24 protein-coding genes and 7 pseudogenes are annotated in these 24,218 nt (G+C 69.2%); 17 read left to right on the forward strand and 14 right to left on the reverse strand.

Annotated features, from left to right (window positions below; genetic code table 11):
• Positions 1-8 precede the first annotated feature (8 nt).
• A protein-coding gene (locus tag PUR26_RS11230) for an IS5 family transposase (RefSeq protein WP_329871702.1) occupies positions 9-865 on the reverse strand; the annotation gives its coding sequence in 2 pieces (ribosomal slippage) (positions 9-523 and positions 523-865; 858 coding nt in all).
• Between the two features lie 409 nt (positions 866-1,274).
• Positions 1,275-1,511, reverse strand: a complete 237-nt coding sequence (locus tag PUR26_RS11235; protein WP_329871703.1) for a hypothetical protein — start codon at positions 1,509-1,511, stop codon at positions 1,275-1,277.
• Positions 1,512-1,851: 340 nt separating this feature from the next.
• Between PUR26_RS11235 and PUR26_RS11240 the strand changes: the two genes are divergently transcribed.
• Positions 1,852-2,046: a hypothetical protein gene (locus PUR26_RS11240; RefSeq protein ID WP_329871704.1), complete on the forward strand. Its 195-nt coding sequence runs from the start codon at positions 1,852-1,854 to the stop codon at positions 2,044-2,046.
• Between the two features lie 524 nt (positions 2,047-2,570).
• Here PUR26_RS11240 and PUR26_RS11245 read toward each other — a convergent pair.
• The gene (locus tag PUR26_RS11245) at positions 2,571-3,791 is read right to left on the reverse strand and encodes a hypothetical protein (protein ID WP_329871705.1); all 1,221 of its coding nucleotides are present in this window, start codon (positions 3,789-3,791) and stop codon (positions 2,571-2,573) included.
• A gap of 586 nt (positions 3,792-4,377) precedes the next feature.
• Positions 4,378-4,527, reverse strand: a complete 150-nt coding sequence (locus tag PUR26_RS11250; RefSeq protein WP_329871707.1) for a hypothetical protein — start codon at positions 4,525-4,527, stop codon at positions 4,378-4,380.
• Positions 4,528-5,036: 509 nt separating this feature from the next.
• On the opposite strand from PUR26_RS11250, the gene PUR26_RS11255 reads away from it, so the two are divergent.
• Positions 5,037-5,381, forward strand: coding sequence for a transposase (locus tag PUR26_RS11255; protein WP_443077034.1), 345 nt, complete (start codon positions 5,037-5,039; stop codon positions 5,379-5,381).
• Positions 5,378-5,599, forward strand: a complete 222-nt coding sequence (locus tag PUR26_RS11260) for an XRE family transcriptional regulator (RefSeq protein WP_443077035.1) — start codon at positions 5,378-5,380, stop codon at positions 5,597-5,599. The genes PUR26_RS11255 and PUR26_RS11260 overlap by 4 nt, the downstream gene beginning before the upstream one ends.
• 871 nt (positions 5,600-6,470) lie before the next feature.
• Here PUR26_RS11260 and PUR26_RS11265 read toward each other — a convergent pair.
• On the reverse strand, positions 6,471-6,944 hold the full coding sequence (locus PUR26_RS11265; protein WP_329871709.1) for a hypothetical protein: 474 nt from the start codon (positions 6,942-6,944) through the stop codon (positions 6,471-6,473).
• On the opposite strand from PUR26_RS11265, the pseudogene PUR26_RS11270 reads away from it, so the two are divergent.
• A pseudogene (locus tag PUR26_RS11270) lies at positions 6,943-7,749 on the forward strand (Tn3 family transposase); the annotation flags it as partial. The gene PUR26_RS11265 and the pseudogene PUR26_RS11270 overlap by 2 nt on opposite strands.
• A 145-nt stretch (positions 7,750-7,894) precedes the next feature.
• Here the strand turns inward: PUR26_RS11270 and PUR26_RS11275 are convergent.
• The gene (locus PUR26_RS11275) at positions 7,895-9,103 is read right to left on the reverse strand and encodes a hypothetical protein (protein WP_329871710.1); all 1,209 of its coding nucleotides are present in this window, start codon (positions 9,101-9,103) and stop codon (positions 7,895-7,897) included.
• 134 nt (positions 9,104-9,237) lie between these two features.
• Between PUR26_RS11275 and PUR26_RS11280 the strand changes: the two genes are divergently transcribed.
• The 6 genes and pseudogenes from PUR26_RS11280 to PUR26_RS11305 form a co-directional block, all read left to right on the forward strand.
• Positions 9,238-9,390, forward strand: coding sequence for a hypothetical protein (locus PUR26_RS11280; protein ID WP_329871711.1), 153 nt, complete (start codon positions 9,238-9,240; stop codon positions 9,388-9,390).
• 131 nt (positions 9,391-9,521) lie between these two features.
• Positions 9,522-10,028 carry a DinB family protein gene (locus PUR26_RS11285; RefSeq protein ID WP_329871713.1) on the forward strand — a complete coding sequence of 169 codons (507 nt, stop codon included), beginning with the start codon at positions 9,522-9,524 and terminating at the stop codon, positions 10,026-10,028.
• A 1,711-nt stretch (positions 10,029-11,739) separates the two neighbouring features.
• Positions 11,740-12,096, forward strand: a pseudogene (locus PUR26_RS11290) (discoidin domain-containing protein); the annotation flags it as partial.
• A pseudogene (locus PUR26_RS11295) lies at positions 12,084-12,530 on the forward strand (discoidin domain-containing protein); the annotation flags it as partial. The pseudogenes PUR26_RS11290 and PUR26_RS11295, both read left to right, overlap by 13 nt.
• A 131-nt stretch (positions 12,531-12,661) precedes the next feature.
• Positions 12,662-13,753 (forward strand): DUF1996 domain-containing protein, encoded by a 1,092-nt coding sequence (locus tag PUR26_RS11300; RefSeq protein ID WP_329871714.1) that lies wholly within the window; start codon positions 12,662-12,664, stop codon positions 13,751-13,753.
• A gap of 141 nt (positions 13,754-13,894) precedes the next feature.
• Positions 13,895-14,349, forward strand: a pseudogene (locus tag PUR26_RS11305) (glycoside hydrolase family 3 N-terminal domain-containing protein); the annotation flags it as partial.
• A 9-nt stretch (positions 14,350-14,358) separates the two neighbouring features.
• Here PUR26_RS11305 and PUR26_RS11310 read toward each other — a convergent pair.
• A complete protein-coding gene (locus PUR26_RS11310) occupies positions 14,359-14,919 on the reverse strand; it encodes a TetR/AcrR family transcriptional regulator (protein ID WP_329871716.1) in 561 nt (186 codons plus the stop codon).
• Between the two features lie 113 nt (positions 14,920-15,032).
• Between PUR26_RS11310 and PUR26_RS11315 the strand changes: the two genes are divergently transcribed.
• The 4 genes from PUR26_RS11315 (at position 15,033) to PUR26_RS11330 (ending at position 17,951) form a co-directional block, all read left to right on the forward strand.
• Positions 15,033-15,719, forward strand: a complete 687-nt coding sequence (locus tag PUR26_RS11315; protein WP_329871717.1) for an SDR family oxidoreductase — start codon at positions 15,033-15,035, stop codon at positions 15,717-15,719.
• A gap of 36 nt (positions 15,720-15,755) precedes the next feature.
• A complete protein-coding gene (locus PUR26_RS11320; RefSeq protein WP_329871718.1) occupies positions 15,756-16,112 on the forward strand; it encodes an aldo/keto reductase in 357 nt (118 codons plus the stop codon).
• Between the two features lie 159 nt (positions 16,113-16,271).
• Positions 16,272-16,829 (forward strand): aldo/keto reductase, encoded by a 558-nt coding sequence (locus tag PUR26_RS11325; RefSeq protein WP_329871720.1) that lies wholly within the window; start codon positions 16,272-16,274, stop codon positions 16,827-16,829.
• 117 nt (positions 16,830-16,946) lie between these two features.
• Positions 16,947-17,951, forward strand: a complete 1,005-nt coding sequence (locus tag PUR26_RS11330) for an NADP-dependent oxidoreductase (protein ID WP_329871722.1) — start codon at positions 16,947-16,949, stop codon at positions 17,949-17,951.
• A 62-nt stretch (positions 17,952-18,013) separates the two neighbouring features.
• Here PUR26_RS11330 and PUR26_RS11335 read toward each other — a convergent pair whose 3' ends face one another.
• Both PUR26_RS11335 and PUR26_RS11340 read right to left on the reverse strand, forming a co-directional pair.
• Positions 18,014-18,430: a hypothetical protein gene (locus tag PUR26_RS11335; RefSeq protein ID WP_329871724.1), complete on the reverse strand. Its 417-nt coding sequence runs from the start codon at positions 18,428-18,430 to the stop codon at positions 18,014-18,016.
• Positions 18,384-18,578 carry a hypothetical protein gene (locus tag PUR26_RS11340; protein ID WP_329871725.1) on the reverse strand — a complete coding sequence of 65 codons (195 nt, stop codon included), beginning with the start codon at positions 18,576-18,578 and terminating at the stop codon, positions 18,384-18,386. Before PUR26_RS11340 ends, PUR26_RS11335 begins: the two co-directional genes overlap by 47 nt.
• A gap of 642 nt (positions 18,579-19,220) precedes the next feature.
• Here PUR26_RS11340 and PUR26_RS11345 point away from each other — a divergent pair.
• Positions 19,221-19,358: pseudogene (locus PUR26_RS11345) on the forward strand (IS5/IS1182 family transposase); the annotation flags it as partial.
• A 106-nt stretch (positions 19,359-19,464) separates the two neighbouring features.
• Here the strand turns inward: PUR26_RS11345 and PUR26_RS11350 are convergent.
• Positions 19,465-19,860 carry a cupin domain-containing protein gene (locus PUR26_RS11350; protein WP_329871727.1) on the reverse strand — a complete coding sequence of 132 codons (396 nt, stop codon included), beginning with the start codon at positions 19,858-19,860 and terminating at the stop codon, positions 19,465-19,467.
• A gap of 52 nt (positions 19,861-19,912) precedes the next feature.
• On the opposite strand from PUR26_RS11350, the gene PUR26_RS11355 reads away from it, so the two are divergent.
• Positions 19,913-20,905: a GlxA family transcriptional regulator gene (locus PUR26_RS11355; protein WP_329871728.1), complete on the forward strand. Its 993-nt coding sequence runs from the start codon at positions 19,913-19,915 to the stop codon at positions 20,903-20,905.
• A gap of 45 nt (positions 20,906-20,950) precedes the next feature.
• On the opposite strand, the pseudogene PUR26_RS11360 reads toward PUR26_RS11355, so the two are convergent.
• The 4 genes and pseudogenes from PUR26_RS11360 to PUR26_RS11375 form a co-directional block, all read right to left on the reverse strand.
• Positions 20,951-21,133, reverse strand: a pseudogene (locus tag PUR26_RS11360) (IS5/IS1182 family transposase); the annotation flags it as partial.
• A 107-nt stretch (positions 21,134-21,240) separates the two neighbouring features.
• A pseudogene (locus PUR26_RS11365) lies at positions 21,241-21,345 on the reverse strand (IS5/IS1182 family transposase); the annotation flags it as partial.
• Positions 21,346-21,655: 310 nt separating this feature from the next.
• Positions 21,656-22,267 carry a DinB family protein gene (locus PUR26_RS11370; RefSeq protein ID WP_329871729.1) on the reverse strand — a complete coding sequence of 204 codons (612 nt, stop codon included), beginning with the start codon at positions 22,265-22,267 and terminating at the stop codon, positions 21,656-21,658.
• Positions 22,268-22,281: 14 nt separating this feature from the next.
• A complete protein-coding gene (locus PUR26_RS11375; RefSeq protein WP_329871730.1) occupies positions 22,282-22,872 on the reverse strand; it encodes a DUF2625 family protein in 591 nt (196 codons plus the stop codon).
• On the opposite strand from PUR26_RS11375, the gene PUR26_RS11380 reads away from it, so the two are divergent.
• Positions 22,781-24,010, forward strand: a complete 1,230-nt coding sequence (locus tag PUR26_RS11380; protein ID WP_329871731.1) for a hypothetical protein — start codon at positions 22,781-22,783, stop codon at positions 24,008-24,010. The two genes, PUR26_RS11375 and PUR26_RS11380, sit on opposite strands and share 92 nt — an antisense overlap.
• Positions 24,011-24,218 lie beyond the last annotated feature (208 nt).

Genomic DNA, 24,218 nt, shown 5'->3' on the forward strand with positions numbered 1-24,218 from the left:
CTCTTTGGTCAGCGTCGGGTCCAGATGAGGATGCCTGCGAGGTGGAGTGCGGCCTGGTAGGCAATGGCGAGTTTGCCTGTCCGTGTGGCCAGGCCGCGCCACTGCTTCAGGCGGTTGATGCACCGTTCGACGGTGTTCCGCTGCTTGTAGGCCTCACGGTCGAAGCCTGGCGGTCGGCCGCCTCGGCTGCCCCGCCGCAGGCGGTGGCCGATCTGGTCGGACGGCTGTGGAACGACCGCTCGGATTCCGCGCCGCCGCAGGTGGCAGAGGATGGCGCGGGACGAGGAGGCACGGTCGGCCAGCACGGCGAAGGGCCTCGTTCGCGGCCGGCCCGGGCCGCTGCGGGGCACGCGGATGCGGGACATCACCGTTTCGAAAGCGGGTGCGTCACCGGCCTGGCCTGCGGTGACGGTGAAGGCAAGCGGCCGTGCACCGCCGTCCGCGGCCAGGTGGACCTTGGTCAGTCCGCCGCGGGAGCGTCCGAGAGCGTGATCAGCGGGCTCGCCGGGACGGGCCGCCCCTTTTTGCGTGCTCCGGCGGCATGCTGGTGAGCCCGCACGACGGTGGAGTCCACGGACACCGTCCAGTCGATGTCGTCGTCACCATCCGCCGCCGACAGGACGGCGGCAAGGATCCTCTCCCAGGTGCCGTCGACGGCCCATCTGATCAGGCGTTTGTGGGCGGTCTGGAACGGGCCGAGCTCGTCGGGCAGCTCCCGCCAGGGCGAGTTGGTGCGGTACTTCCACGCGATGGCCTCAAGGGTGCGGCGGTGGTCGGCCCATCGCCGGCCGCGGACCGGATCGGTCGGCATCAGCGGCTCGATCCGGTCCCACATGGCATCAGTGATCACTAATCGGACACACACATCCGATCAACTGATCAACCCATCAAAGAGACACGCGCTAGTTCCAGCCCGTAGTGCGGTCCAGGCGAAACCAGGCGGGCATCTCGGCGACGAACGCGTCCGCGTCCGGCCAGGCCGGCAGGGCATGGACTTCGCGGTGGTGTCGATCAGATCGGGGAAGCGGCCCTCCCGCCGGGCCTGGGCCAGCCGCGAGGACAGCCGCCGGTACATCGGCGGCGTATGCGGCAGGACGCCCTCAGCTGCGAGTTTCGGAAAGGCGTGGCTGGCGCCTGCGTTGCGCCGATAGGGTCGCCCGGCACAAAGGGGGTTGCTGAGGGGCAACGAGGTCGTGACTCTGCCGGAGCGCGAAGGGCGGGCGATGTCCTGGCACAGCTCCAGCACCTGGAGGGTCTTGTCTTCCCCAAAGCGCCTACGCGATGTGCGCCGTCGACGGGGCCCGGAGCACCAGGTCCATCCCCAGCCAAGCCGTCCGCTCCTTGGCGTCGTCGGTCTCGGGCGACTGGTTGTGCTCGACGGGCCTGCCCAGCACCGTCACCCGATGTACCTTCGCCGAATAGTCGCCCGCCTCCAGGCGCTCGTGCTCGATCCGGTCGGCGTCCGAGTGCCGGCCCTCCCCCAGGATCAGCTCGGCCTGCCGCTCGGTCATCACGTGCCCAGCCGTCAGGCCGAGCGCGTTCAGGCCCCGGCCCTTCCACACGCCGGGCGGGACACCGGCTTCGCCTGAGGGGCGCGCAGCGGCGCACCCGCCCGGCGGTGGCCGTCGCCGACCATCACGCCACGGAAGCAGTACCGCCACGTCACCCGGGCGGACCTCCGCTTTGCTGATCACCGACCCATGAAAAACCGCTCTGACCTGCGTAAAGCACGATCCGGGGTCCTTCCCGCCGGGCGGAAAGCCATCACCAGGTCCTTATCGGAGCGCCCGCCAGACGGGCCGTCCCGGCAGCCCAAGACGGTAAGCCGCCGACGTGTGCACCCTCCCGCGCATGAACACCACCAGGTACGGCGAGCCCTGCCCTCTCTGCCACGCCCCGCTGCTCTTGGACGTGCTCCAGGCGCGCTCTGCGCAGTCCGACTTCCCTGTCGCCGAGCGCGTCACAGGGCCCCGAGCCTCCGGCTGCCAGGCGGCCTGGCCCGCGCAGTGGGTGGAGGTCATGCGAGACCACTACGGCGACAGCTGATGGTGCCGTGCGAATGCTGCGCCCCGCCCCCATGAGCCCCGCCCGCCCCGGAGTTCCACTCCCGCCTACTCCACCGTCATCGAGCGCACGACTGCCCCAACCACCCGCAACCGCAGAGCACACCACGTCACCGACGCCCTGCAACACGAACAGCCACCACCGCCCCCGGCCACCGGCCGGGGGCTTCGTGCGTCCTGGAGAAGTTCGCCGTGCCCACCTACGAGGCCCTGCCCCGCTTCACCGCCGACCTTCACCACCTCACCCCGCCGCTTCCATCAGACCGTGGCCGCATTCGTCGAGGACCTGCGCACCGGACGCGGGCGCTTCCGCGTCAGCCTCCGCGCGAAGCGCGTCAGCAGCGCACCCGGCGTCTTCGAGCTGACCTGGGACGGCAACGGACGGGCGATCTGTGAATCTCGACAGCGTTTGTTCCAGCGGCTCGGGAGGCGCCCGGATCAGGCCGGGTCCGTTGTTCACGAGAAAGGGAGGCGCCCTGAAGGTCGGGCTGGCTCGTTCGAACAGGGTCAGGACAGTCGGCCGATAGGGGTCACGAGCCGTGCTCGGGCCGCGGCTCTCACCTCCGTCGTCTCCATCGGATCATCGCGCAGTACGGCGATCCGGCCCAGGGTCTCCGGGCTGGTGGGTGCCGAGGTGATCGCCAGCAGCCGCGTCGTCTCCTCGCAGTCCCAGAGAGACTCGGTATACACGTACTCGAGGCCGTCCCGATCGATAGCGGCCAACGTCTCCAGGTACGCGGCCCGCTCGTAGGAGTGCGGGGTGCCCAGCCAGAAGCGCCGCAGGTAGGGCACCGCGCCGGAGGCGTCAGGTCCGAACCGGGCCAGGCGCCGGGCCGTCCGGTCGGGACCGCACCAAGTCCGCGCCGTCCACTGTTCGACGAGTTCGTCCACCAGCCCCGGCAAAGCCTCGGGGCCGGCATGGTCGACCAGGACGTCCGCACCCAGCTGAGCGAGCCAGGGGCGGTCCTCCTGTGCCCAGCCGTGTGCTGCCGGTACGGCGAGAGTACCCAGGCACTCAACTGCCCTCCCGAGCAGGGGCAAGGGCCTGCGGCCGTCCGACGTGCCCAGAGAGGGAACCAGCGGGATCAGCCCCTCAGCAGGCTCTCGGCCGTTCAGGGCACGTAGCGCGTCGACCTTCGTGGCGTCTTCCGTGCGAGTGTCGGCGAGCAGTGCAAGGAGCTCTGCGGTGCTGAGCCCGGCCAGTGACGGCCGCGGAACGAACGGATGGCTCTGGACCTCGACACCGAACCGCGTCCACGGCTCGGAGAACCACGGAAGCTCCGCTTCTGCGCCGATCCGGGCGCGTGCGACGTCACCGAGGTCTTCCCACCACTCCGCCGGCCAGCCGGCTGATATCGACTCCAGTACGCGGACCCAGTGCTCGCCTTGGCGGACATACGCCCGAAGCCCCTCTCTAGCCTCGACCGATCCGGCCAGGGCCAGCAGCTCCAGCACCTCACAGGCCCGCAAGCAAGCCTCCTCATCCCCCGCCAGTTGGTCAACGATCGGCGTGGGGGACAGGTCTAGATCATGGACCAGCCGCGCCAGGTACAGAGACCGTTCGTCGGTCTGGTCCCACCGCCAGTCCCGGCGGATCCCGTCATACACCAACACGGCAGATCGCCGCGGGTCCTGGAGCGCTCGCACCGCGCCCAGGCCACGCCCCCGTTGCAGCAGACCCTCGACGGAGTCGGGGCGGGCGTATGACATCTCGTATTCATCGCTCATCACCCCGCACCCTGCCCGACCCGGACACCGATCCGCCAGGCGATATTGGTCGGGTCCCACGGGACAGGCTCTCCTGGTCGAGCACGATCGGGTGCACGACGAAGGCGGGGCGCTGTCGAAACTCGTGAACAATCCGTCTCCGCCTCGGTGGCCCCATGCCTCCCGAACCAGTGACGAATTGCTGTCCCGTTCTCAATGGACAGAGCCACGACCTGGCAGTACGGGCCCGCGATAGCCCAGGGGGTGCAGCACGTCATCCGGCGCACGGGATCGGCACCCACGACATCCTCACCGGCCCATGACGCCGTACCGCTTCGGAGGCGGCGGGAGGGCGGTCAGCCGCTGGCGGGCTCGGCGCCCGCACCGAAGGGCGGACGTCCGTGGCCGCAACGTCCAACCGGAGCCGGGCGAAGCGCACCGGGTGCCACCACGAGCCGCGCTCCAGCACCGTGCCCACCATGATCTCGGCGACCAGCTCCGGTTCGACCAGCACGACGTCGAGCGTCGTCAGCGACCCCCAGGAGGTCGTGAACCGTACGCCCTCCCACGGGTGCCGGGGCCCTGCTGGGTCAGCCGCTCGGCCAGGTCACGCGCCGCGTCCGGGCGCAGCGGCGTACCGGGCGACCTGCCGGAGCCCTCCGGTCTCGTCGAGGCGGCCCAGCACGAGCGTCTGCGGCGGGCGCACGGTGCCGGTGATCACACCCACCACGGCTTCGGTGATGTCGCGGCGTCGCACCTTGCAGACCGCGCGGGCTCCCGGCAGGTACCGCCTGATACTCAGGTTCCGGTGGTCGTGGCTCGGGCGCTGACCGACGCCCTGCTGGCTTGTCCTCCCGTTGTTCTGTCCGGCCGCCGGACCCTGTTCTCATGGCTCCGGCCGGGCGGAACATGACCTGATAGGAGCTTGGTCAGAAGCCCCTCTATGTCCTGTCTGCGCCACCCGGCCGGTGCCGGCCTCCGGTTGGGAAGACATCAGCACCATGGCATCAGAGACGCGGAGCGGACACCGCGGACCAGGTTGTGTTCGGCGGGGTCGACTCCGATGCCGACACCTTCCACGGTGCCGTCATCCGCGCCAATGGCGGCCGCCTAGCAGACGCGGAGTTCGTCACCACGGCCCGCCGGGTATGCCGTCGCCCTGGCCTTCCTGGATGCCCACGGCCACGTGATCGCGATCGGCGTGGAAGGCGCGTCCTCATACGGCGCCGACATCACCCGCGCCGCTCGGCCGCACGGCACCCGGTCGTGACCAAAGCCCTGGACAGCGAGGTCACCGTACACAATCCCGGTTTACGGGCCACCTATGGAGTCGGCCCCGACACCGCGGCCCAACTGCTGATCACGGCGGAGGGCAACCGCGAACGCATACGGACCGAGGCCGCCTTCACCGCGCTCTGCGGGGCCGCGCCGGTCCCCGCCTCCAGCGGCAGAACCAGCCGGCACCGCCTCTCACGAGGCGGCGACCGAGCAGCCAACGCCGCTCTCCATCGCATCGCACTGGGCCGCATGTCAGCAGAATCCCGCCCCCGCGATTGCATGGCACGGCAAACGCCGCCGGTCGGACGAAGAAGGGGATCATCCGGCTCTTGAAGCGGGCCATCGCCCGGGAGATGTTCCGGTGTTCGCCCCCGGTCACCGTTCCCGCCATCGCCGGCCTGCGACCTCTGCGGCAGTCCAAGAACATCACCCCTACCGCCGCAGCAGGCCACTTCGGCGTCTGGCAGGCCACACTCTCCGCCCTCGAACGCGGGATCCGTCGGGATGACGACCTCGCTCTCGCTTACCGGGACTGGCTCCGGGCCGCCTGATCACCCGCCCGGGTTCATAGATCGTCTGGCACGGCAGACCACGGATGACCGTCAGGGGAAGCCCACGGCGACCGTCCCGCGCGAACGAAGTCGCCGTACTCGTCCTGGACGACGTTCTCGTTGACCCACCGACCACGCTCGGCTCCAGAGCGCCGTTCGGCAGCGATCAGCGCGCTCAACGGGTCCTCAGCCATGCCCAGGAGCCGACCGAACTCCTCGTCCTCGTCATCGGGATCCAAGGGCGGAAACTCACCCAGGTCCAGCAAGCCTTCGCTGCCGGCGTCCTCGACCGTATGGAGAAGCGAAGCGCGGGCGAGTAACGGCGGCGGCACGTCGGACTGCGGCAGCAGGGCGCAGAAACGCCCCGGCCCCGGCCGCGGTCGCGCCGCCCATCCCGCCCGTCCCTTCCCTCTCGCTCCGGCCAGGGACACGGGCGAAAGCGGCCGCAACGGGGATGTCAGCGGGCCGACCACGGCGAAATACTCTGATGACCAGCACGGACACGAGCCGGATACACCCGCCGGCACGTGCGGCCCCTCGCCCACATGGTTACACCCCTGCACGGTGACCAACTGCCGAAGTGGACCGGATCAGCCAGAACCGCAACCGGACTGCCCAGTCCCAGCCGCTCACCCGGCACCTCGAATGCGCCCATGACGCCGTCGCCGCAGGCCTGACCCGGCCCTGGGAACTCCGGCGTCAGGAAAGACCGAGCCAACCTCATCAAGACACTCCAGCGCCAGACGCCAGGCCGCGCAGGCTTCGGGCTCCTGCCCCCACGAGTCCCGCTGGCGGGACCGAGCCTCGCCACGCCCTACCAACCGGACCAGAGCCCGAAGATCGGTCAAAGCCACGAGCGCGGGCCGGCACATCACTGATCATCGAGGCACGCCTGCCGGGCAAGGAACTCCTCGAACGCCGCCTTTTGCTTGGGATCCATGAAGCCCTGCCAGACACTGCGGGCCGTCTCCTGGAGCCAGTGCGCCTCGTCGGGGTCCAGCAGCTCGGCGACCACCACGCCTTTGCGAGCCACCGCCGTGCGCCCTCCTGCGCGACGACGAAAAAGCGTGAACGCGCCGAATTCCGCCGGGCGGGCCAGTTCCGGCTCCTCCGCCACACCCCGGCTCTCTTTCCCCCCGACACTCGCCGGGTAGGCGCTGGGGGCCCAATGCTCCCAGAGCGCCAGCGTTGCCGCGGGCACCAGCACCACGCGTTCCGCCTCCTCACGCCCCTCCCACATGAACGTGACAGTGACAGGCTCGCCGACCGCCTCGGCCAACCCGAGCACCCTCTCCACCTCATCATCGACCGGGTAACCCACCACTGCATCGATCTGAATGCCCATGGTGCGTGAGACTACTGGCCGCCGCCGGACATGCCAGCCCCGAACTTTTGCGCCTCTCGGCCATGGCACACCGGGAGGAACGTCCGAAACCGGTGATCTCACCGACTGCACACCTGTCCGAGGCAGCAGTGAAACAGAAAACAACCGCTCCAGACCATGCGGACCGGAACCGGTATCCGTGAACAGAGCCAGTGCTGCCCAGGACACCACGGGTCCCCATGCCGAGAAGAACTCCGCGCCGGTCCAAAGACCGCCGGAGCCGCCCGGGGATCCGGTACCCGGCGAGCCGGCAGACGGCGCCGGAGCACAGCGGGACCGCGCGGCCGACGGGCCATGGCATCCGAGGATCACCGAGGAAACGCGCAGGGGCGGAACACTGCCTCTTCACCAGTGGACCAGGCCGTCGTCAACCGGTTCCGCGCGACGCTCACCCCCGTACGCAACCCGCAGCCCTGGAGGCCCGGCCGCGCCCAAGACGTCACCGTGCGCGTCGGCCCACCTTCTACGAACACCAACTCGGCTGCACCAGCACGGGTTGGGTGCGCTGCGGGACAACCGCGAGCCTCGGCGCCCGGCAGCCGGCCTGCGATCATCACCCGAGCCACCGCGAACCTGCCCCCCGGCAACGTCGACGTGGTCCCTGCCCGCGACGTCCAGTTCGAAGCCCGACGCGCCGACGGCGAGGAACGGGCGGGCGGTGCGTACGGCGTTCAGCTGCGACTACCTCGCGGACACCGACCTGCGTCGCGAGATCGACGACGGGCTGGTCGTGGAGAACTGGAACAGCACCAACCGCGATCTGTTCTACAGCAAGGACGGCGACCTGACTGGCTCCGACAAAGAGTCCCAGCATGCGTCCATACTGGCCCCCTGCACCTGCTCCAGTCGGCGTTGGTGCACGTCTTCTCTGAACTTGCTCGAAGGGGTCGATTGGTTGGCATGTTCATCGTTCAGCAGTCCTGCGCCGGGGGCCGGGGCGGGAGAGGAAGGGCGACCCTCCTCACCCTGTCCCCAGGGCTCTGATCCACGGCCCGCGACTTGTACTCTTGCCGTTCAGGCATCAAGTCCATTACTCGGTCAGCCTCGGCCATTTGCAATGCTGTGCTGATCACGAACCGGTAGCAGAACTCGTAGTCCTCGACCGAACGCGATTCGTGGAAGGGCGAGACGATCCCGCGGCGGTTAATGCGGGGGGTATGCCTGAGCACTTCTGGAGTCAGAGCTTTGAATCTCGCGTACTCGTAGTGATCAACTCCAGCGGCCAGCACCTGCAGGGTCTCCTGCATCGCAGAGATCGCTTTGAGGCCCTGGTCGTAGGGCTTCAGGAAAGCCGACTCACCCTGATATACAATCCGACGCGGCTTTTCGATCCGAGGCCCCAGATGCAGGGGGCCGGACAGTTCCGGCAGCCCGGAGCGTCCATAGTGGTCAAGGAGCTCCGTGAACGCGTCCGCAAGGCCAGCAAGGCCCGCTCCGATGTCCTTGGCGTCCGCGTGTGCCTGCGCTGTTCGCAGACGGTCCACTGTGGCTTGCCGCCTGACGAGGTCAATCATGTCGACGCGCTCGAAATCGACACTGAAGACAAGTGTCGTGGCATCGATCAGGAACGTGGTCACGTCAGCCCGGCTCTGCTCGATGGCAGTGCTGGACGGGACGGTGCCGTGGTGCTTGAAGGCGACCCGAAGCCTGTTCATCCGGTCCATCGCGTTCTTGCTAGGCAGCGGGCCCGGCAGCGCGGGCTCCAGCTTGGTCCAGAACTCGGCGAACGCGGTGTTGTTGGGCAGGTTGACTTTCAGGTGATCGGCAGCAAGCCGCAGAAACATCTCGACTGAGTCCTGGAAGTGGTTCACCGCTGGCGCGGACAGGGGCTCCGCGCGCCGAGCCAGCCCGACACCTTGATCGAAGAGGAACCGGACCATTGCCAACCGCTGAACGGTGTGGGGGGTGAGTGAGGTGGTCATCGCGACTCCGGAGGTCGTGGGTCGGGGGACGCCGAGGTCGACGGTGACGCGGCGGGTAGGGCGGATGGCTTCAGCACGTTCGGGGCGAAGGAGCACCACGGTCTCGTCAATCCCGTCGAGTTCGCCGCCCCCCTTCCGCTTCCGCGCGTGCCGACGCATCAGCAAATCTTTCTCCAGTTCGTTCGCCAGCGCGACCACTTTGGCGATGCCCTGGAGCAGGACGCAGCGGATGCGGGCATCCCTGAACTCCGTCTCGACCCGATTCAGGCCCTTGGCCGCTCGCCTGCGGTGACCGTGCGGCCGGCCGCTTCGCGGAAGATCGGCAGTCCGAGATGGACGGTAGACGCCCGATTGAACCGCTGGTCGACCTGGGCGAGCTTCTGCTCCGTTCCGGCGAGGCCGACCTTGAGGCCCTCGACCACGCCGTCGTCCACTGGCTGACCGTCACCCACGAGGAGTACGCCACGGCTCCGGCCACCAGCTGAACCCGGGCAAACACGGCCTCTTCGGCCTCGCCCCGGAACCACCGCCTTCCTGCCCCGATCCAGCCCCGCCGCTGATGAATCACCGGGCCGGCTCTCGGGGGAACGAATGTGGATCAGGCTAGGGTGCCTCGGTGACAGAGACACAACGACGCCGCGATACAAGCCCTCCTGGCACCGACTCCGACGAGAAGTCGACACTGCTTGCTTTCCTGGACTACGTCCGTGAATCAGTGGCCTCGAAGGCGCAGGGTCTTGACGACGGGCAGGGGCGAACATCTGGGGTGCCCTCTGGTACCAGCGTCTTCGGTTTGGTCAAGCACCTGACTTCGGCAGAACTCTACTGGTTCGTATGGGCTTTCGCGGGTGCTGACATCGGTCAGCCGGATCTCAGTATGGATATCTCCGAGGGTGACAGTGCGGACAGTCTTCTCGCCGCCTATCGCAGTGCCATCGAACGATCCAGCGAAATCATCAAGGGTTGTGACGACTTGGATCGTTCGTGCGCTCGGGCGGCAGGCAAAGCCAAGGCTGTGCGATCGATGCGCTGGGTACTGGTACACATGATCGAAGAGACGGCTCGTCATGCGGGCCATGCCGACATTCTTCGGGAGCAGGCCGATGGTTCCACCGGCAGGTGAGACACAGCGCCCACGACCACGATGACCGGTCGGCCGTCGCCGACCGTCTGGGAGCAGCGGTGTCGAGGTTGGGCGATACGCGCACCGAGCAGCGCATGGCGCTGCGGCTGTCGCGCGGGCGGACTGCCGTCGAGCCCCGCGCCACAGGTGCGCCAGCTCCGCGATGGCGCTTCCCTCCGCGGGCCGCAATCTGAACCGGAACCGCTGAAACCAGCTCGGGCCGGGAACGGCTTCCGATCATGCGGTGGCCGCGGAGGCGAAGCTACCGAGGCGACTGTCGAAGGCTGCGCGGTACATGAGCATGAACTCTTTCACGCCGACGGTCCGAGCTTCATGGTGAATTGGGCAATGAACACGGTAGCGGCGCTCGCTCTCCGGCTCTCGGCCAGGTGAGCGCGGCAGGCGGGGCGTGGAAAGCGGCCAGACTGAAGCAGGACGGGTGTCATGTCGCGGGTTCCGGCGGATTGCGGCCTTGCTATAGCGGGGCTGCACCTGGGGACGGCGAAGATCTCCAGGTCGGCGACATGGCCGGCCGCGTCGTCCAGAGGCGACTCTCGGCTCTCCGGCATGGGGGGGGCACCGGTCCGAGGGGAAGCTGCTGTGGTTTCCCACCATGCCTGTTTGCGAATTGGTACTTCTCGGCGGCGGTGCGGGCGTCGGCAAGACGACCGTCGCATGGGAGGTGTCGGCAGCCCTCCAGGAGAGAAACGCGGCGCACTGCTTCGTCGAGGGGGACTCCATGGACCAGATCCCCCCTCCCGCCGGTGCCCCTCTCCCGACAGGCGGCCGATCAGTGGCGGCCGATCAGTACGGGACATCGTCGCGCGTGTACGGGGAGCCGTCGCTGATGAGCCGAGTTCCGGGCGGTGGCGATGGCGGTAAGAAGCACTCAGCGGTCGGGAAACGACACTGGCGGCCACGGAGGTCCGGGGGCGTGCCGCCTCAGGAAACTGGGCCGGTCCGTCCGGCGCGGGGCTCTGACCGACCCGGTCGAGAGCGAGGAGCGCACGACCACTGGGGTGCCCGCACCCAAGGGGCGGCAGCCGGTGGTGCCCCGAGCGGGTGTGTTGCCGGAGCTCCGGATGTCTGTGGGCGAGCCGTCAGTTCGGACTGCGACGAATGACGGAGCGCCTCCCTGCTCGTCGAGGCTTCCCGCCCCGTGACGTGAAATGCCCGTGCAGTCGGCGGTCCGACACCCACCAGCGGTCGAGGAACCGCTCCGTGCCTGCGTTCCGCCGGTCGACCCGGAGGCGTGTCTCGTGGCCGCCCCGCCGGCTGCTGAAACAAGAGACCGGCCCGGGCAAGGGGCATCAGCCCTCCCCGCTTTCCAGGGCTTTCCGAGGACCCGGTGGGTGAGCTGTGCCGTCTCCGGTTCCTGCCGGTGATGACGGCTGAACGTCGATGGCCGGAGCGGGCGGGGCAGGATGGTGTCGGGCGGGGCGGCTGGGCGCCGCACGAGCCGGCCCGGGCGTCCTCGGGCTTGGCGTGGCTGCGGAGCGGCATGCGGACGAGAATTCGCAGGTCGGCACGGTTTCTCGCCGGGCGAGAGTGAACTGGCCTCGGAGGGACCTCCCTCGTCACTCAAGTCAATTAAGGAAAAGCGTTGTCTGGATTATTGACCGCGCCCGGGAGGGAGGGCATGGTTTCGGAGAGCGCTCTCCCGAATGCCTCTCCCGCTTCAAGGAGATCCCCCTTTATGTCTACATTTGGCATGCCACTGGCGGATTCGCCACCAGCCCGCGGGCGTGTACGGCGCGGTCTCGCGGGTGCCGTTGTCACCGCGCTGGCCGCCGCGCTCCTGGCGGTGGTTCCGACGACTGCGGCGCAGGCAGCTCCTGTGCTCCTGTCTCAGGGGAAGCCGGTTACGGTCTCCAGCCAGGAGCACTACGGGACGCCGGCCGGCGACGCGGTCGACGGGGATCTCGGTACCCGCTGGGCGAGCGCCGCGTCCGACGGGCAGTAGGTGCAGGTGGACCTCGGCAGCTCCGTCGCGCTCAGCCAGGTGGTTCTGCGCTGGGAGGCGGCTTACGCCAAGGCCTGCCGGCTCGAATTGTCGACGGGCGGGGCGACAACAGCGAGACGAAGTCCGTCAAGGTCGTCGCCCCGCCCGTCACCAACAACGCCCTGAACAAGCCCACCACCGCCTCCTCCGCCCGGGCCTCCTACGGCGACTGCCCCTGCCCTGCCACCAACGCCACCGACGGCAACACCAAAACGCGCTGGGCCAGCGACTGGAGCGACCCGCAGTCGATCCATGTCGACCTCGGCTCGGTCAAGCCCATCCGCACGCTGCAGCTCGTCCGGGACCCCGCCTACGCCAAGTCCTACGAGGTCCAGGTGTCCGACGACGGGAACACCTGGCGGACCGTCCACACCACCACCGGTAACGGAGACATCGACACCGTCGACACAGCCGCCACCGCCCGGTACGTCAAGCTTCAGCTCACCGCGCGCGGCACCGACTGGGGCTACTCCCTCCACGAGTTCGGCGTCTACAGCTGATGACGCCGCCATGACGGGTGGCGGGGCCTGCCGCTCGGCCCCGCCACCCCGGCACCACCGCACGGGAACCCATCACACCGGTCGCGTGGCGCATTCGCAGTCCACGCGCCCCCCACGGGCAGGAGATCCCCATGAGATCGAGTCCTAAGCGGCTCCCCGCACTCCTCCTCGGTACGGCCCTCATCGCCAGCGTCCTCGGCCTCGGCACCATCGCCTCGGCCGCGGGCACAGACAACGGCATCCTTCCCGCCGTCGTCGCGGCCGACGCTCACAGCGGACACACCATGTCCGTGTCCACCCAGGCGTCGGGCGACGACGCCGACGGAGACGGCTACATCCCCGCCAACCCGCCGGTCACCGGCGTCACTCCGTCCACAGCCACCCCTCCCCCGGCCTACCATCACGAGTTCCAGGCCGGCTGCTCCGTCACCCACACCGCGCCGGACGACCCGATCGTCTACCCGGGCCAGTTCGGCAAGTCCCACGACCACACGTTCATGGGCAACACCTCCACCAACGCCGCCAGCACCACCGGATCGCTCTACGGAGGGAACACCACCTGCAAGGCGCCCGCGGACGCCTCCGCGTACTGGATGCCCTCGCTGTACAAGGGTGACCAGAAGATCCTGCCGGTCGGCCCGCAGGTCATCTACTACAAGGCGGGCGTCACCGACTACCGGAGCGTGCGGCCCTTCCCCAAGGGTCTGCGGTTCGTCGTCGGCAACCCGATGCAGAGCGCCCAGGAGTTCCGCGGCCACAAGGGCTTCGTCGAGGGCTGGGAATGCGGTGACAGCTTCTTCAACACCGACATCCCGGCGAGCTGTCCGAGCCGCCCCGACGTACAGCTCAACCTGCGCATGCAGGCCCCCAGTTGCTGGAACGGCCGGTACCTCGACACGCCCGACCACCAGAGTCACATGGCCTACCCGGTGGTCAAGCCCGGCACCAACGACAACATGTGCCCGGCCTCCCACCCGGTCGCCCTGCCGATGATCGAGTTCAAGATGGCGTGGCCGGTCAACGGCGACATGTCCCAGGTCCGCCTGGCCAGCGGCCGCGGCTACTCCTTCCACTACGACTTCTTCAACGCGTGGGAGGAGCGCACCCTCAAGGCCTTGGTCGACCACTGCATCGTCGGCGGCCTGCAGTGCGACACACGGGGCTTCGACCTGTACCGCCCCGAACGCGGTGCCGTGCTGAACGCAGACCACCGTCTGCCCTGACCGGGCCGACAGATCCGCCGAAGCCCGGCCGTCCCCGCTCATCCCGGGGGCGGCCGGGCCTTCCCCTGTTCCGGCCCGGCGCCTGGTCCGACCGGCGCGGGACCGTGAACACGCTCTCCCGGAAGGAAGCAGGGCGTAGCGATAGGTGAAGACACCCCGGGCCGGTTGGTCGAGAAGCCGAGTCCGGAGCAGAAGGTCCGTCTGCTCACCGGCTCCGCGACCTGGAGGACGGCCGTCGAGAAGGCGATCGGGCTCAGGGACATGGTCTGCTCCGACGGCCCGGCGGGCGTGCGAGGGGAGGCGTGGGACGAGCGGCGCACCTCCGCTCTGCGCCCTGCCGTCTCGGCCCTCGGCGCGGCATGGGACGAACAGCTACTGTCGGACCTGGGAGGACCGCTCGTCTCGGAGGCCGTCCCAAAGGCGCCGACATCGGGCTCGCGCCCGATCCGAACCTGCACCGCAACCCGCTGGGTGGGTGCCACTTCGGGTGCTTCTCCCAGGACCCCGAGCTGACCGCCCGTACCGGAGCCGCGTTGATCAGGGGGATCCAGACCCCCGGAGCGGGCGCCACGGCCGAACACCTCGTGGCCGACGACTGCCCCTGATCAGCTGGTTGCCGTCAAGGCTGCGCGTGCGGCGGTGAGGATCTCCTCGGAGAGCGGGGAGCCTTTGGTGGCCCGGGCCAGGACGAGTGCGCCGAGCATGGTGCACAGCCGGGTGATGCCGTCCTGGTCCTCGGTGGCAAGCCACTCGGCGAAGTCGCCCACTCCCTCGGTGTAGACGCGGCGAGCCTCGTGATCTCCGGGCTGGCGCGCCATGTCGCCGGCGAGCGCGGCGGCGGGGCACCCGTTTGCCGCGCTGTCACGGTGCTCGATCGAGAGGTAGGTGTCGATCAGCGCCTGCTGGGCGGCGTCGCGCCGCCCGTCGTGCTGCTCGAGTCCGTCGTTGCGGAGCCGGGCGAGTTCATCGAACGCGTGGGCGGTGGCTTCGTCGATGAGCGCCTCTTTGGAGGCGAACTGCTTGTAGAAGCCGCCGTGGGTCAGACCGGACGCCTTCATGAGATCGGCGACGCTGACGTGTGTGCCCTGCTCCCGGAACAGCCGGGAGGCGGTTTGCACGACGCGTCGGCGGTTCTCCTCCGCTTGCGCCTGCGATACGCGGCCCATCAGCCACCTCCCCATTTGGATGTCGTTTGACATCTATCATAGACCAGGGTTTAGATTGTGGTCATAATCTAATTTGCGCAGGGTGCTTGGCACCCGGAACGCTGGGAGTGGGCATGGAACTGAAGAACGCGGTCGCGGTGGTCACCGGCGCCAATCGGGGGCTCGGGCGGCAGCTGGCCGCCCAGCTCGTGGAGCGGGGGGCGAAGGTGTACGCGGCGGCCCGCCGCCCCGAGACGGTGGACCTGCCCGGAGTCCTCCCGTTGCGGTTGGACGTGACGGACGAGGAGTCGATCCGGGCCGCGGTCCGTGCCGCGTCCGACGCGACGCTGCTGGTGAACAACGCGGGCATCTCCACCGCCACGCCGCTGATCGCGGGCGACCTGGACTCGGTGCGCCTGGAGATGGAGACGAACTTCTTCGGTCCCCTCGCCGTGACGCGGGCCTTCGCGCCCGTCATCGAATCCAACGGCGGCGGCGCCGTGCTCAACGTCCTGTCCGTCCTGTCCTGGCTGCACCCGGCCGGCCTCGGGTCCTACGCGGCGGCCAAGGCCGGGGCCTGGGCGCTGACGAACGCGGCCCGGGAAGAACTGGCGCCCCGCGGGATCACGGTCTCGGCGCTGCACGTCGGCTACATGGACACCGACATGGCCGCGGACGTTCCCGCCGAGCAGAAGGCCGACCCCGCCGATGTCGCCGCCCAGGCTCTGCAGGGCATCGAGGCGGGCCTGGCCGAGATCCTCGCCGACGAGACCACCCGGTACGTCAGGCAGAGCCTGGCCGCTTCGCCGAATGCGGCGTGAGACACCTCCCGCCCCCCCTTCTGAGAAGACCACCTGATGCGTTACACGGCCTTCGGCCGCCGGACCGGACCGCGCGTGTCCGAGTACGCGCTCGGCACGGCGAACGCCGGCACCCGCTGGGGTGCCGGCGCCGAGCCGGACGAGGCACGCCGCATGTCCGACCGATTCGCCGAAGCGGGCGGCACCTTCATCGACACCGCGGACACCTACCGGTTCGGCGAGTCGGAAGACCTGACGGGCGAGCTCATCGGCGCCGACCGGAACGCGGGACGGGGCCGCCCGCGCCCTTCGTCCTGGCCACCGAGTTCACCCTCGGGGCGGCGTCCCAGCCGAGCGTCTCCAGGACGGGCAACAGCCGCGAGACCGTGGTCGCGTCGGTGGAGGCCGGCCTGAAGCGCCTGGGCACCGATCACATCGACCTGCTCCGGCCGCACTTCCCCGACGGGCTCACCCCCCCATGGAAGAGATCCTGCGCGGGCTCGACGACCTGGTGAGGTCGAGATCCACCACGCCGCCCTGTCCGACTTCTCCGTCTGGCGCGTCTCACGTACCGTGACCCTCGCAGACCTCAAGAACTGGGCGCCCCTGCTGGGCATCCAGCACGAGTACAGCCTCGTCGAGCGCACCGCCGACCGCGAGCTCCTGCCCATGGCCGAGAGCCTCGGACTCGGCGCCGCCCTGTGGTCCCCGCTCGGCGGCGGACTGCTCACCGGAAAGTACCGGCACAGCACCGAGGGGCGGCTGAGCGACCTGGGGGCGATGATCCACATTGAAGAGCACCGACCAGACGACCGCCGTCGTCGACACCGTCCTGGCCATCGCCGAGGAGACCGGCATGACGCCCGGCCAGGTGTCTATGGCCTGGGTACGGGAGCGAGCCGCCCGGTCCGCGACCTCACTCGTCCCTGGCCATCGGGCCGCGCGACCTCACTCAGCTCGACCACTGCCCGGGCGCGCACGACGTCCAATGACCCCCAAGCAGTTCGCCCGGCTCTCGGGAGTCGGCGCGGTGCCCCTCGGAGTCCCCCACAGGCGATCGCCGGGTCCCTGAGCGGCATCCAAGAAGGCGACACCAACCGTGTCATCGCCCCGGCCGCACCCGTGGACTGACGCTCCCGCGTCAGCGGGCCCCAAGGAACCGAAGTAGATCCCGCAAAGCGTCCTGTTACCGGGAGAGTCCGGGACGGACAGAGACCTGCCCCACGCAGACGGGCAACGGAGACAACGATGAAGACCTTCATGATCGAGCGGTACGGCGACAGGGCCGGCGTGCGCGCCGCCGAGATGCCCGACCCGCAGGTGGGCGCCGACGACGTCCTGGTCCGTATCCAGGCGGCGAGTGTCAACCCGCTGGACCTCAAGATCCGCGACGGGGACCTCAAGGCGATCCTGCCGTACCGTCTCCCGCTCGTCCTGGGCAACGACCTCGCCGGCGTGGTGGTCCGGGCGGGCTCGGCCGTCACACGGTTCGCGGTGGGCGACGAGGTCTACGCCCGGCCCGACGAGGGCCGCATCGGCACGTTCGCCGAACTCATCGCCGTCCACCAGGACGACGTCGCGATCAAACCGGCCACGCTCACCATGGAGGAGGCCGCGTCCCTCCCGCTGGTCGCCCTCACCTCGTGGCAGGCGCTGGTCGAACGGGCGCAGGTGCAGCCGGGCCAGAAGGTCCTGATCCACGCGGGCTCCGGCGGCCTCGGCACCATCGCCGTCCAGCTGGCGAAGCGGCTGGGCGCGCACGTGGCCGCCACCGCGAGCACGGCCAAGGTCGACCTGGTGAGGGAGCTCGGCGCGGACCTCGTCATTGACTACAAGAGGCAGGCTTTCGAAACGGTCCTCCACGGCTACGACCTCGTTCTGGACAGCCTCGGCGGTGAGACGCTCGAGAAGTCCCTGCAGGTGCTCAAGCCCGGCGGAAAGGTCATCAGCGTCGCAGGCCCTCCCGACGCGGCCTTCGCCCGCGAGCTGGGCGCGAACCCGATCCTGCGACTGGCGATGAGCGCACTGAGCTTCAGGACCCGGCGCCGCGCCCAGCGCCGCGGCGTGACGTACTCGTTCCTGTTCATGAAGGCCAGCGGCGACCAGCTGGGCGAACTCACGCCGCTCATCGAGGCCGGGAAGATCCGTCCCGTCGTCGACCGTGTCTTCCCGTTCGATCAGACCCGGGAGGCCATGGAGTACGTCGAGAAGGGACGTGCGAAGGCAGGCAAGGTCGTCGTCACGATGACGTAAGGCCCTCACCGGACACCCGTGTCAGGACCCTCCGGCAACGAGAAGATCCCGCCCCCGCGTGCTCAGCGGCCCGGCGGCGACCAGTCGGGCATCGGCCCGGGCGTCAGGGCGCTCGGGTCCATCCCGGGCCGCACCTCGTGGAAGTCGAGTCCGAAGTAGATGGACCCGGCCCACTCATCCGGCGACTGGTGGCCGATGAAGGCGAGGGTGCCGACCTCCGAGTCGTCGGTGAGGTCCCAGCCCTCGAAGAAGGCCAGCACGCGCACCAACGCCTCGTCCTCCGGGGCGCCGAAGCGTCCGGCCATCGCGGCGACGATGTGCCGCACGAGGTCCGCGGCCTCCTCGATCACGGGCACGGGGAACTCCCGCAGCGGCTCGGCGACGAGGTCGTACACGGTACGGGCCAGCCGCTGCTGGGCGTCGACGAAGTGCTCAGGCCGGCGCGCGGCCTGCGGCAGCTCCGCCGCGTTCGCCAGCACCCCAGCGCACCAGGCCGACGTCGAAGGCGCCGACGGCCGCGCCCGGGCCGTAGCCCTCCCGCACGACCAGCTCGGCGGTGCTGTGCGCCATGACGAGGCAGTCGCGCACCGGGCCGAACCAGGGGGTCGCGGACGGCGGGTCCAGCATCGAGCAGTGGCGGCCGACGAGGAGGACGGCGGGACCTCCAGCCGCCTCACCCGTCCAGAGCCGAAGGTCCGCGCGCTCCTCGACGACGCGAGACCGGCGACACCATGCACACCTCCGGGATGTTCCGCCTCGTACGAGGCACCGGGCCCGTCCTCGACGTGGTCGACGTCCCGCACCGCGATCAGGTGGCGCTGCGTATCCACGACGGCGCGTTCTCCGCGATGGACCTCACCGCCCGCCACTCGCAGGAAGGCGCAGCACGCGCACCGAACAACACGATGCCGACACCTACGGCCAGGAGCTGGCCCGTACCAGCCGACACCAACACGAGGCAACGAAAGCGCGGTTCACGGTTTCCAGGTCCTGGCCGTCATCGGGATCGCGGACGAGCAGGCGGACGACATCATGCCGAAGCTGGGCCGTGGCGGTGGCCGGCGCCCACACCCGATCTCGGAGAGCAGCACCCCGCACAGGTCCGAGCAGCGCTTCGAGGAAGGATGGTTCGCCGGTGTCCGCGACGTCGCAGCTCCCTGCTGCGCATCGCCGACACCGCGCCACCGCTCAGCGCGGGCGCGCCGCCCTGGAGCCCTGCGGCTCGCCCGCCTTCGGCAGCCGGCCTCCCCAGCCCCAGAGGAGGCTCCGGTGGTAGAGCGCACCATGCCTTGGCTCTCCGCTGCCTGCCGCCGACTGCACCGACGGTACGAACGCAAGCCCGAGCGCTTCCTCGCCTTCACCGCCACCGCCACTAGCCTCATCAACTACGGACGACTTACCAAGTGAAACGACGTCTTAGCGCGTCGCGCCGGACGGGCCGCTTCAGTGGCGGACGCCGATTGTCGGTGTCTCGGTGCCCGGAGACGGGCTGACGCCCGGAAAGGCTGTCGTCTCAGGTGTCGAGTACGTGCCCGGTCGTTGCGTCCACGTGGTCCGGGATCTCATCGTGGCGATCACCCACGGTCGGTGTCCCGGCGGGCTCGAACATGAGGATTGCGGCGCCGGAGGGAGCGTACGGCTTGTGCTCCGTGCCTCGGGGCACGGTGAAGACCGCTCCCCGAGGGAGCAGGACCGTGCGCTCCCCATCGGGCTCGCGCAAGGAGATGTGCAGCTCGCCGTCGAGTACCAGGAAGAACTCGTCGGTGTCGTCGTGGACGTGCCAGACATGTTCGCCCTTGACCTTGGCGATGCGGACGTCATAGTCGTTGACGCGCGTGACGATGCGGGGGCTCCACAGGGCATCGAAGGACGCCAGAGCCTTGCTGAGGGGCATGGGTTCGCTACTCATGGGTTCATCCTGCGCCGTTTCGCCCAGCCGCCGTGAGTGCTAGGAATCGCACATGACGAAAGAATCCTCGCAGGCAATCCACGCGGCGGACGTACACCGGGTCGTTGTGATCGTGGACGAGAACTCGAACCCCTTCGAGCTCGGCTGCGCGACCGAGGTCTTCGGTCTGCGCAGACCGGAGATCGGCCGTGATCTCTACGACTTCAGCCTCTGCTCCCCGGAGCCCCGCACTGTGATGCGAGACGGGTTCTTCACGCTCACGGGCGTTGCCGATCTGGAAGCGGCCGACGCGGCGGATACCTTGATCGTCCCCAATCGCCCGGACATCGAGGTGCCCCGCCGCCCCGCCGTGCTCGATGCCGTCCGACGGGCGCACGCGCGCGGTGCACGCCTGGTCGGCTTCTGCAGCGGCGCCTTCACGCTGGCCGAGGCCGGAGTCCTCGACGGGCGCCGGGCCACAGCGCACTGGCAGTGGGCGGATTCCTTCCGGGCCCGCTTCCCTTCTGTCCGGCTCGAATCAGACGTGCTGTTCGTGGATGACGGTGACATCCTCACCGCCGCGGGGAGCGCGGCTGCGCTCGATCTCGGGTTGCATGTGGTCCGCCGCGACCACGGCGCGGAGGTCGCCAACTCTGTGAGCCGGCGACTGGTCTTCGCGGCGCACCGGGACGGTGGGCAGCGGCAGTTCGTGGAGCGTCCCATGCCCGACCTGCCGGACGAGTCCCTGGCGCCTGTCCTGGCGTGGGCCCAGGAACGGTTGGACTCACCGCTCGCGGTGTCCGACCTTGCGGCGCGTGCGGCGGTCAGTCCGGCGACGCTGCACCGCCGGTTCCAGGCGCAACTGGGCACGACGCCGTTGACGTGGCTCACGGGCGAACGACTTGCCCTGGCGTGCCGGTTGATCGAGCGAGGTGAGTCCCGTTTCGAGGTGGTCGCGCGGCGCAGTGGGCTTGGCACCGCTGCCAATCTGCGCACGCTGATGCGCCGCGAGACCGGCATCACTCCGTCGGCATACAAGCGCCGGTTCGGGCCGGAGGTGAATTGACGGCGGCATCGCCCTTCCGGCGAACCACGAGCATGTGTCTCATCGTCGCTTCACAGCAGCGTTCGCCACATTGCGGGCCTTGTCGAGCTCGCGGTCGAAGACCGGCGGTCCACCGCCGGGCTGGCCGCGCCGCACATGGTTGGCCTTCTGGTCCGACCGCTCCGGGATCACTGCCCGGATGCCCCTGCGCCGCGGGGTCTGGCGGATCGCCCGTGACGAGTACGCCCTCTCCCTCGGCAATGTACGCGATTTCACCGTCTTCGACGAGGTCATGGACGTGCTGTGGTGCCCCGGGTCGGGGCCGGACGGCCCCGTCGCGGGCCCCCGTGACCACGGGCGGCAAGGGGCAGGCCCCGGCCGTCGCAGGCGAAATGGACCTTGGTCGTCAACCCGCCGCGGGACCGGCCGAGCGCCCGGCCAGCCGCCGCACGTGCCGGATCCCGGAACGGCTGGGAGGCCAGCCCCGCCGCCCTCCTGTCAGGATCGAGGAGCATGGCCCGGTCACGCTCCAGCCGCGACTCGAACCGGACCCGGGACACCGCCTCCAGACGGACTTCCGCGGCCCGCTGTCCGCACCGTCAGCCCACTCGACATCGACCAGACGCAGATCCATCGCCACCCCGGCTCCGCATACCTGCCGAGACGGATGTGACAGGTACGTGACCGACCGGACCAGGAGAGTGGGATCAAAACCCATGTACGGGCAAACGTCGTCGCTGTCCTGTCCAACGAATTTGGTCGTACTGACCTTCAGCGCATGGAGTCGTGGGAACCGGCATGATCGGGCGTGACCGCTGCTTTGGCGGTTCGCTCGATCTTCGCCCACCGGGCTTCCCAGAAGGTGGCGTCGCGCTGTGAAGTGGCGTACTGGGCTCTTGTGCCTGTCGACCCGTCGAGTTGTTCGCGCAGGATGTCGGCGTGTCCAGCGTGCCGGCTTGTCTCGGTGAGCATGTGGACCAGGATGTCGAACAGCTTCACGTCGGGGCGTGGCCACCAGGGCACGTGGCCGGGAGAGTCGATGGCGACGGCGGTGATCGTCGCGTCTGAGTGTTCCCAGGCCCGGCGGTAACGGTCGACGATCTCGCCGCGCGTCTCGTGCTCGGTCGCCCACATGTCGGCACCGTGTTCCTCGGCATCGTCCCACCGGGGCAGAGGCTCGGGGAACGGCCGGTCGAAGACCTCACCGAAGTATGCGGACTCCAAAAGCGACAGGTGTTTGACCAGACCGAGAAGGTTGGTACCCGACGAGGTCAGGGGGCGGCGGATGTCGTACTCGCCGAGCCCGTCGAGCTTCCAGAGCATCGCCTCGCGTATGTCTCGGAGGCCGCGGTGCAGGTACTCTTTCGCGAAATCATCGATCATGGGGTATCAGCCTGTCATGCGCCTCCGCGGGCTCGACCTGCGGCCGGCACTGCCACCTGCAACGCGGCCGCCTCCTCACGCCAGCCTGGGCGGCGCAGCCCTTCATAGAACGTCTCCAGCCGTCCGGACAGCATCCGGGAGATCCATACCGAGTGACCCGTCTCCATCGCTTCCCATTCCGACGTGTCGGGCGCGAAGCAGGTCATCTGCCCTGGGACACCGGGTCGACCGGCCGCTCGCGGGTCATGGCCGTTCAGCGCGAACACCCCGCCCAGCACGCCGTGACCGACGCTCTGGAAGACGCGGGACCCGATCGCTGTTCCGTGGTGCGGTCGCCGCGCCGGGGAAGCTCCGGGGCGAGCGCGGAACCGGCGCTGAGCGGGGGTGTCACCGCAGGCACCGGCTGGGCGACGCCGGCGTGGCCAGACCTGCCTCGGCTTGCGTGAGACCGTCCATCTACGCTCGGTGCCCGGGCGGCGGTGATCGCCGGACGGGTTCCGAGGGGAGTGCGCGATGCGCGCTGGGTGGATCAGGCTGGGCCAGTGGACGGCGTGTGGCGGGATCGCACTGAGTCTGTACGCGGGCTGGTTGACGTTCGACGACATCCGGGACCGCGCTTCCAGCGAACGCGCCATCAGCGCGGCGTGCGACCGGCTTGTGTCCGGAGCCGCGGTGATGGACCTCCAGGGCGGGATGATCCGGGCAGAAGCCAGCGACTACCACAGATTCAGGCTCGATGTGGACGAGCTGCCCGGTTCCTGCACCGTCTACAAGGTGCCCGATTCCGGCAAGACCACAGGTCTGTTCACCTTGACGGTGCGGGTCAGCAGCACTTTCACGCCGTTGCACTGGATCGGTGACGACAACGATCTCGAACCGTTCCACGACAGTCCCCGCCGTCAGAGATCCGATGTCACCGCGATCGCCGACCGGCGCCCCGAACCGCGGCCCATCGGCAACGGCACCCTGGGCCGGTACGGAGACTGGTACACCACCATCCGTGCCGAGTGCGACCCCGGCAGCCGCGGGACGGCCCCGAAGCTGCTGAACGTCACGGCCAGAGCCGACTACGACGACGTCTCCGCAGCGGACCGTGAGCGTCTCGCCCGCATCGCCCGCTCGGCCACCGCGGCGCTCACCGAGCGGATCGGCTGCCACAGCCGGCTGCCCGCCCTGCCTGACCACCGGTTGCCGTCCGTACCCTCCGGCCTCCGCCCCGCGCGGGCGACGGACGGTTCATGCCGCTGGTTCGCCCGGCACATCCAGGAGCAAGGGCAAGGCCGGCTGCCGGACCGCGCCCTCGCGACACCTGCCCTGGACGCGTCCCCCGTCGAAAGCTGCCTTCTGGCGGTCGGCCCCGACCAGGTGGACCGTATCGACGACGGCTTGCCCGACGACCAACACGATTCCGCACGCAGCGCGCTCACCCACTCGCCGTGGTGGCTGCGGACCGCCTCCTTCTTCGGCGCGGACGCGCACGCGGTCGGATACGACGCCCTTGGCGACGGGGACACGGTCATCACAGCGGGAACGGCCGGACACGGAAGCGGTGCGTGGTGGGCCTCCTCCATCTGCGACGGCAAGCCCGCCCTGCACACCCTCAGCTCCAGCTACACCTATGACAGCGTGCTCGGCCCTCAGGCGCTGACCGCGCTGCTTCGCGCCTACGTCGACGACATCACGAAGCGACGCGGCTGCACCCACGTGACGTATCCGCAAGCGAAGGACTTCCGTTCCCCCTGAGCAGCCCCCCGTACCGAGCATGTCATCTGCCGGAGCCAGCCCGAACGCCCCGTCACCGTGCGCGTGCCGCCGTGTGCTTCCAACCGGCGCTCCCGAGCGCGAAGGGTCTGACCGGCCTTCCGAGAGGCGTACCTCATCCACAGGACAGCGGCAGACGGCGGCAGCACCGAACGCCGCTGCTCCACAGTGTCGGAGCGGGCCGAGATGG

The sequence above is a fragment of the Streptomyces sp. SP18CS02 genome (genome assembly GCF_036322365.1).
Lineage (GTDB): Bacteria > Actinomycetota > Actinomycetes > Streptomycetales > Streptomycetaceae > Streptomyces.

What these genes read in the sequence shown, in the direction of transcription:
- PUR26_RS11235 (WP_329871703.1), bottom strand. Translation starts at nt 1,511, where the DNA reads ATGACCGAGCGGCAGGCCGAGCTGATCCTGGGGGAGGGCCGGCACTCG.
- PUR26_RS11240 (WP_329871704.1), top strand. Translation starts at nt 1,852, where the DNA reads ATGAACACCACCAGGTACGGCGAGCCCTGCCCTCTCTGCCACGCCCCG.
- PUR26_RS11245 (WP_329871705.1), bottom strand. Translation starts at nt 3,791, where the DNA reads ATGAGCGATGAATACGAGATGTCATACGCCCGCCCCGACTCCGTCGAG.
- PUR26_RS11265 (WP_329871709.1), bottom strand. Translation starts at nt 6,944, where the DNA reads ATGGGCATTCAGATCGATGCAGTGGTGGGTTACCCGGTCGATGATGAG.
- PUR26_RS11280 (WP_329871711.1), top strand. Translation starts at nt 9,238, where the DNA reads ATGGACGGTAGACGCCCGATTGAACCGCTGGTCGACCTGGGCGAGCTT.
- PUR26_RS11300 (WP_329871714.1), top strand. Translation starts at nt 12,662, where the DNA reads ATGAGATCGAGTCCTAAGCGGCTCCCCGCACTCCTCCTCGGTACGGCC.
- PUR26_RS11310 (WP_329871716.1), bottom strand. Translation starts at nt 14,919, where the DNA reads ATGGGCCGCGTATCGCAGGCGCAAGCGGAGGAGAACCGCCGACGCGTC.
- PUR26_RS11315 (WP_329871717.1), top strand. Translation starts at nt 15,033, where the DNA reads ATGGAACTGAAGAACGCGGTCGCGGTGGTCACCGGCGCCAATCGGGGG.
- PUR26_RS11320 (WP_329871718.1), top strand. Translation starts at nt 15,756, where the DNA reads ATGCGTTACACGGCCTTCGGCCGCCGGACCGGACCGCGCGTGTCCGAG.
- PUR26_RS11330 (WP_329871722.1), top strand. Translation starts at nt 16,947, where the DNA reads ATGAAGACCTTCATGATCGAGCGGTACGGCGACAGGGCCGGCGTGCGC.
- PUR26_RS11340 (WP_329871725.1), bottom strand. Translation starts at nt 18,578, where the DNA reads ATGCTGGACCCGCCGTCCGCGACCCCCTGGTTCGGCCCGGTGCGCGAC.
- PUR26_RS11350 (WP_329871727.1), bottom strand. Translation starts at nt 19,860, where the DNA reads ATGAGTAGCGAACCCATGCCCCTCAGCAAGGCTCTGGCGTCCTTCGAT.
- PUR26_RS11355 (WP_329871728.1), top strand. Translation starts at nt 19,913, where the DNA reads ATGACGAAAGAATCCTCGCAGGCAATCCACGCGGCGGACGTACACCGG.
- PUR26_RS11370 (WP_329871729.1), bottom strand. Translation starts at nt 22,267, where the DNA reads ATGATCGATGATTTCGCGAAAGAGTACCTGCACCGCGGCCTCCGAGAC.
- PUR26_RS11380 (WP_329871731.1), top strand. Translation starts at nt 22,781, where the DNA reads ATGCGCGCTGGGTGGATCAGGCTGGGCCAGTGGACGGCGTGTGGCGGG.
- PUR26_RS11375 (WP_329871730.1), bottom strand. Translation starts at nt 22,872, where the DNA reads ATGTCGTCGAACGTCAACCAGCCCGCGTACAGACTCAGTGCGATCCCG.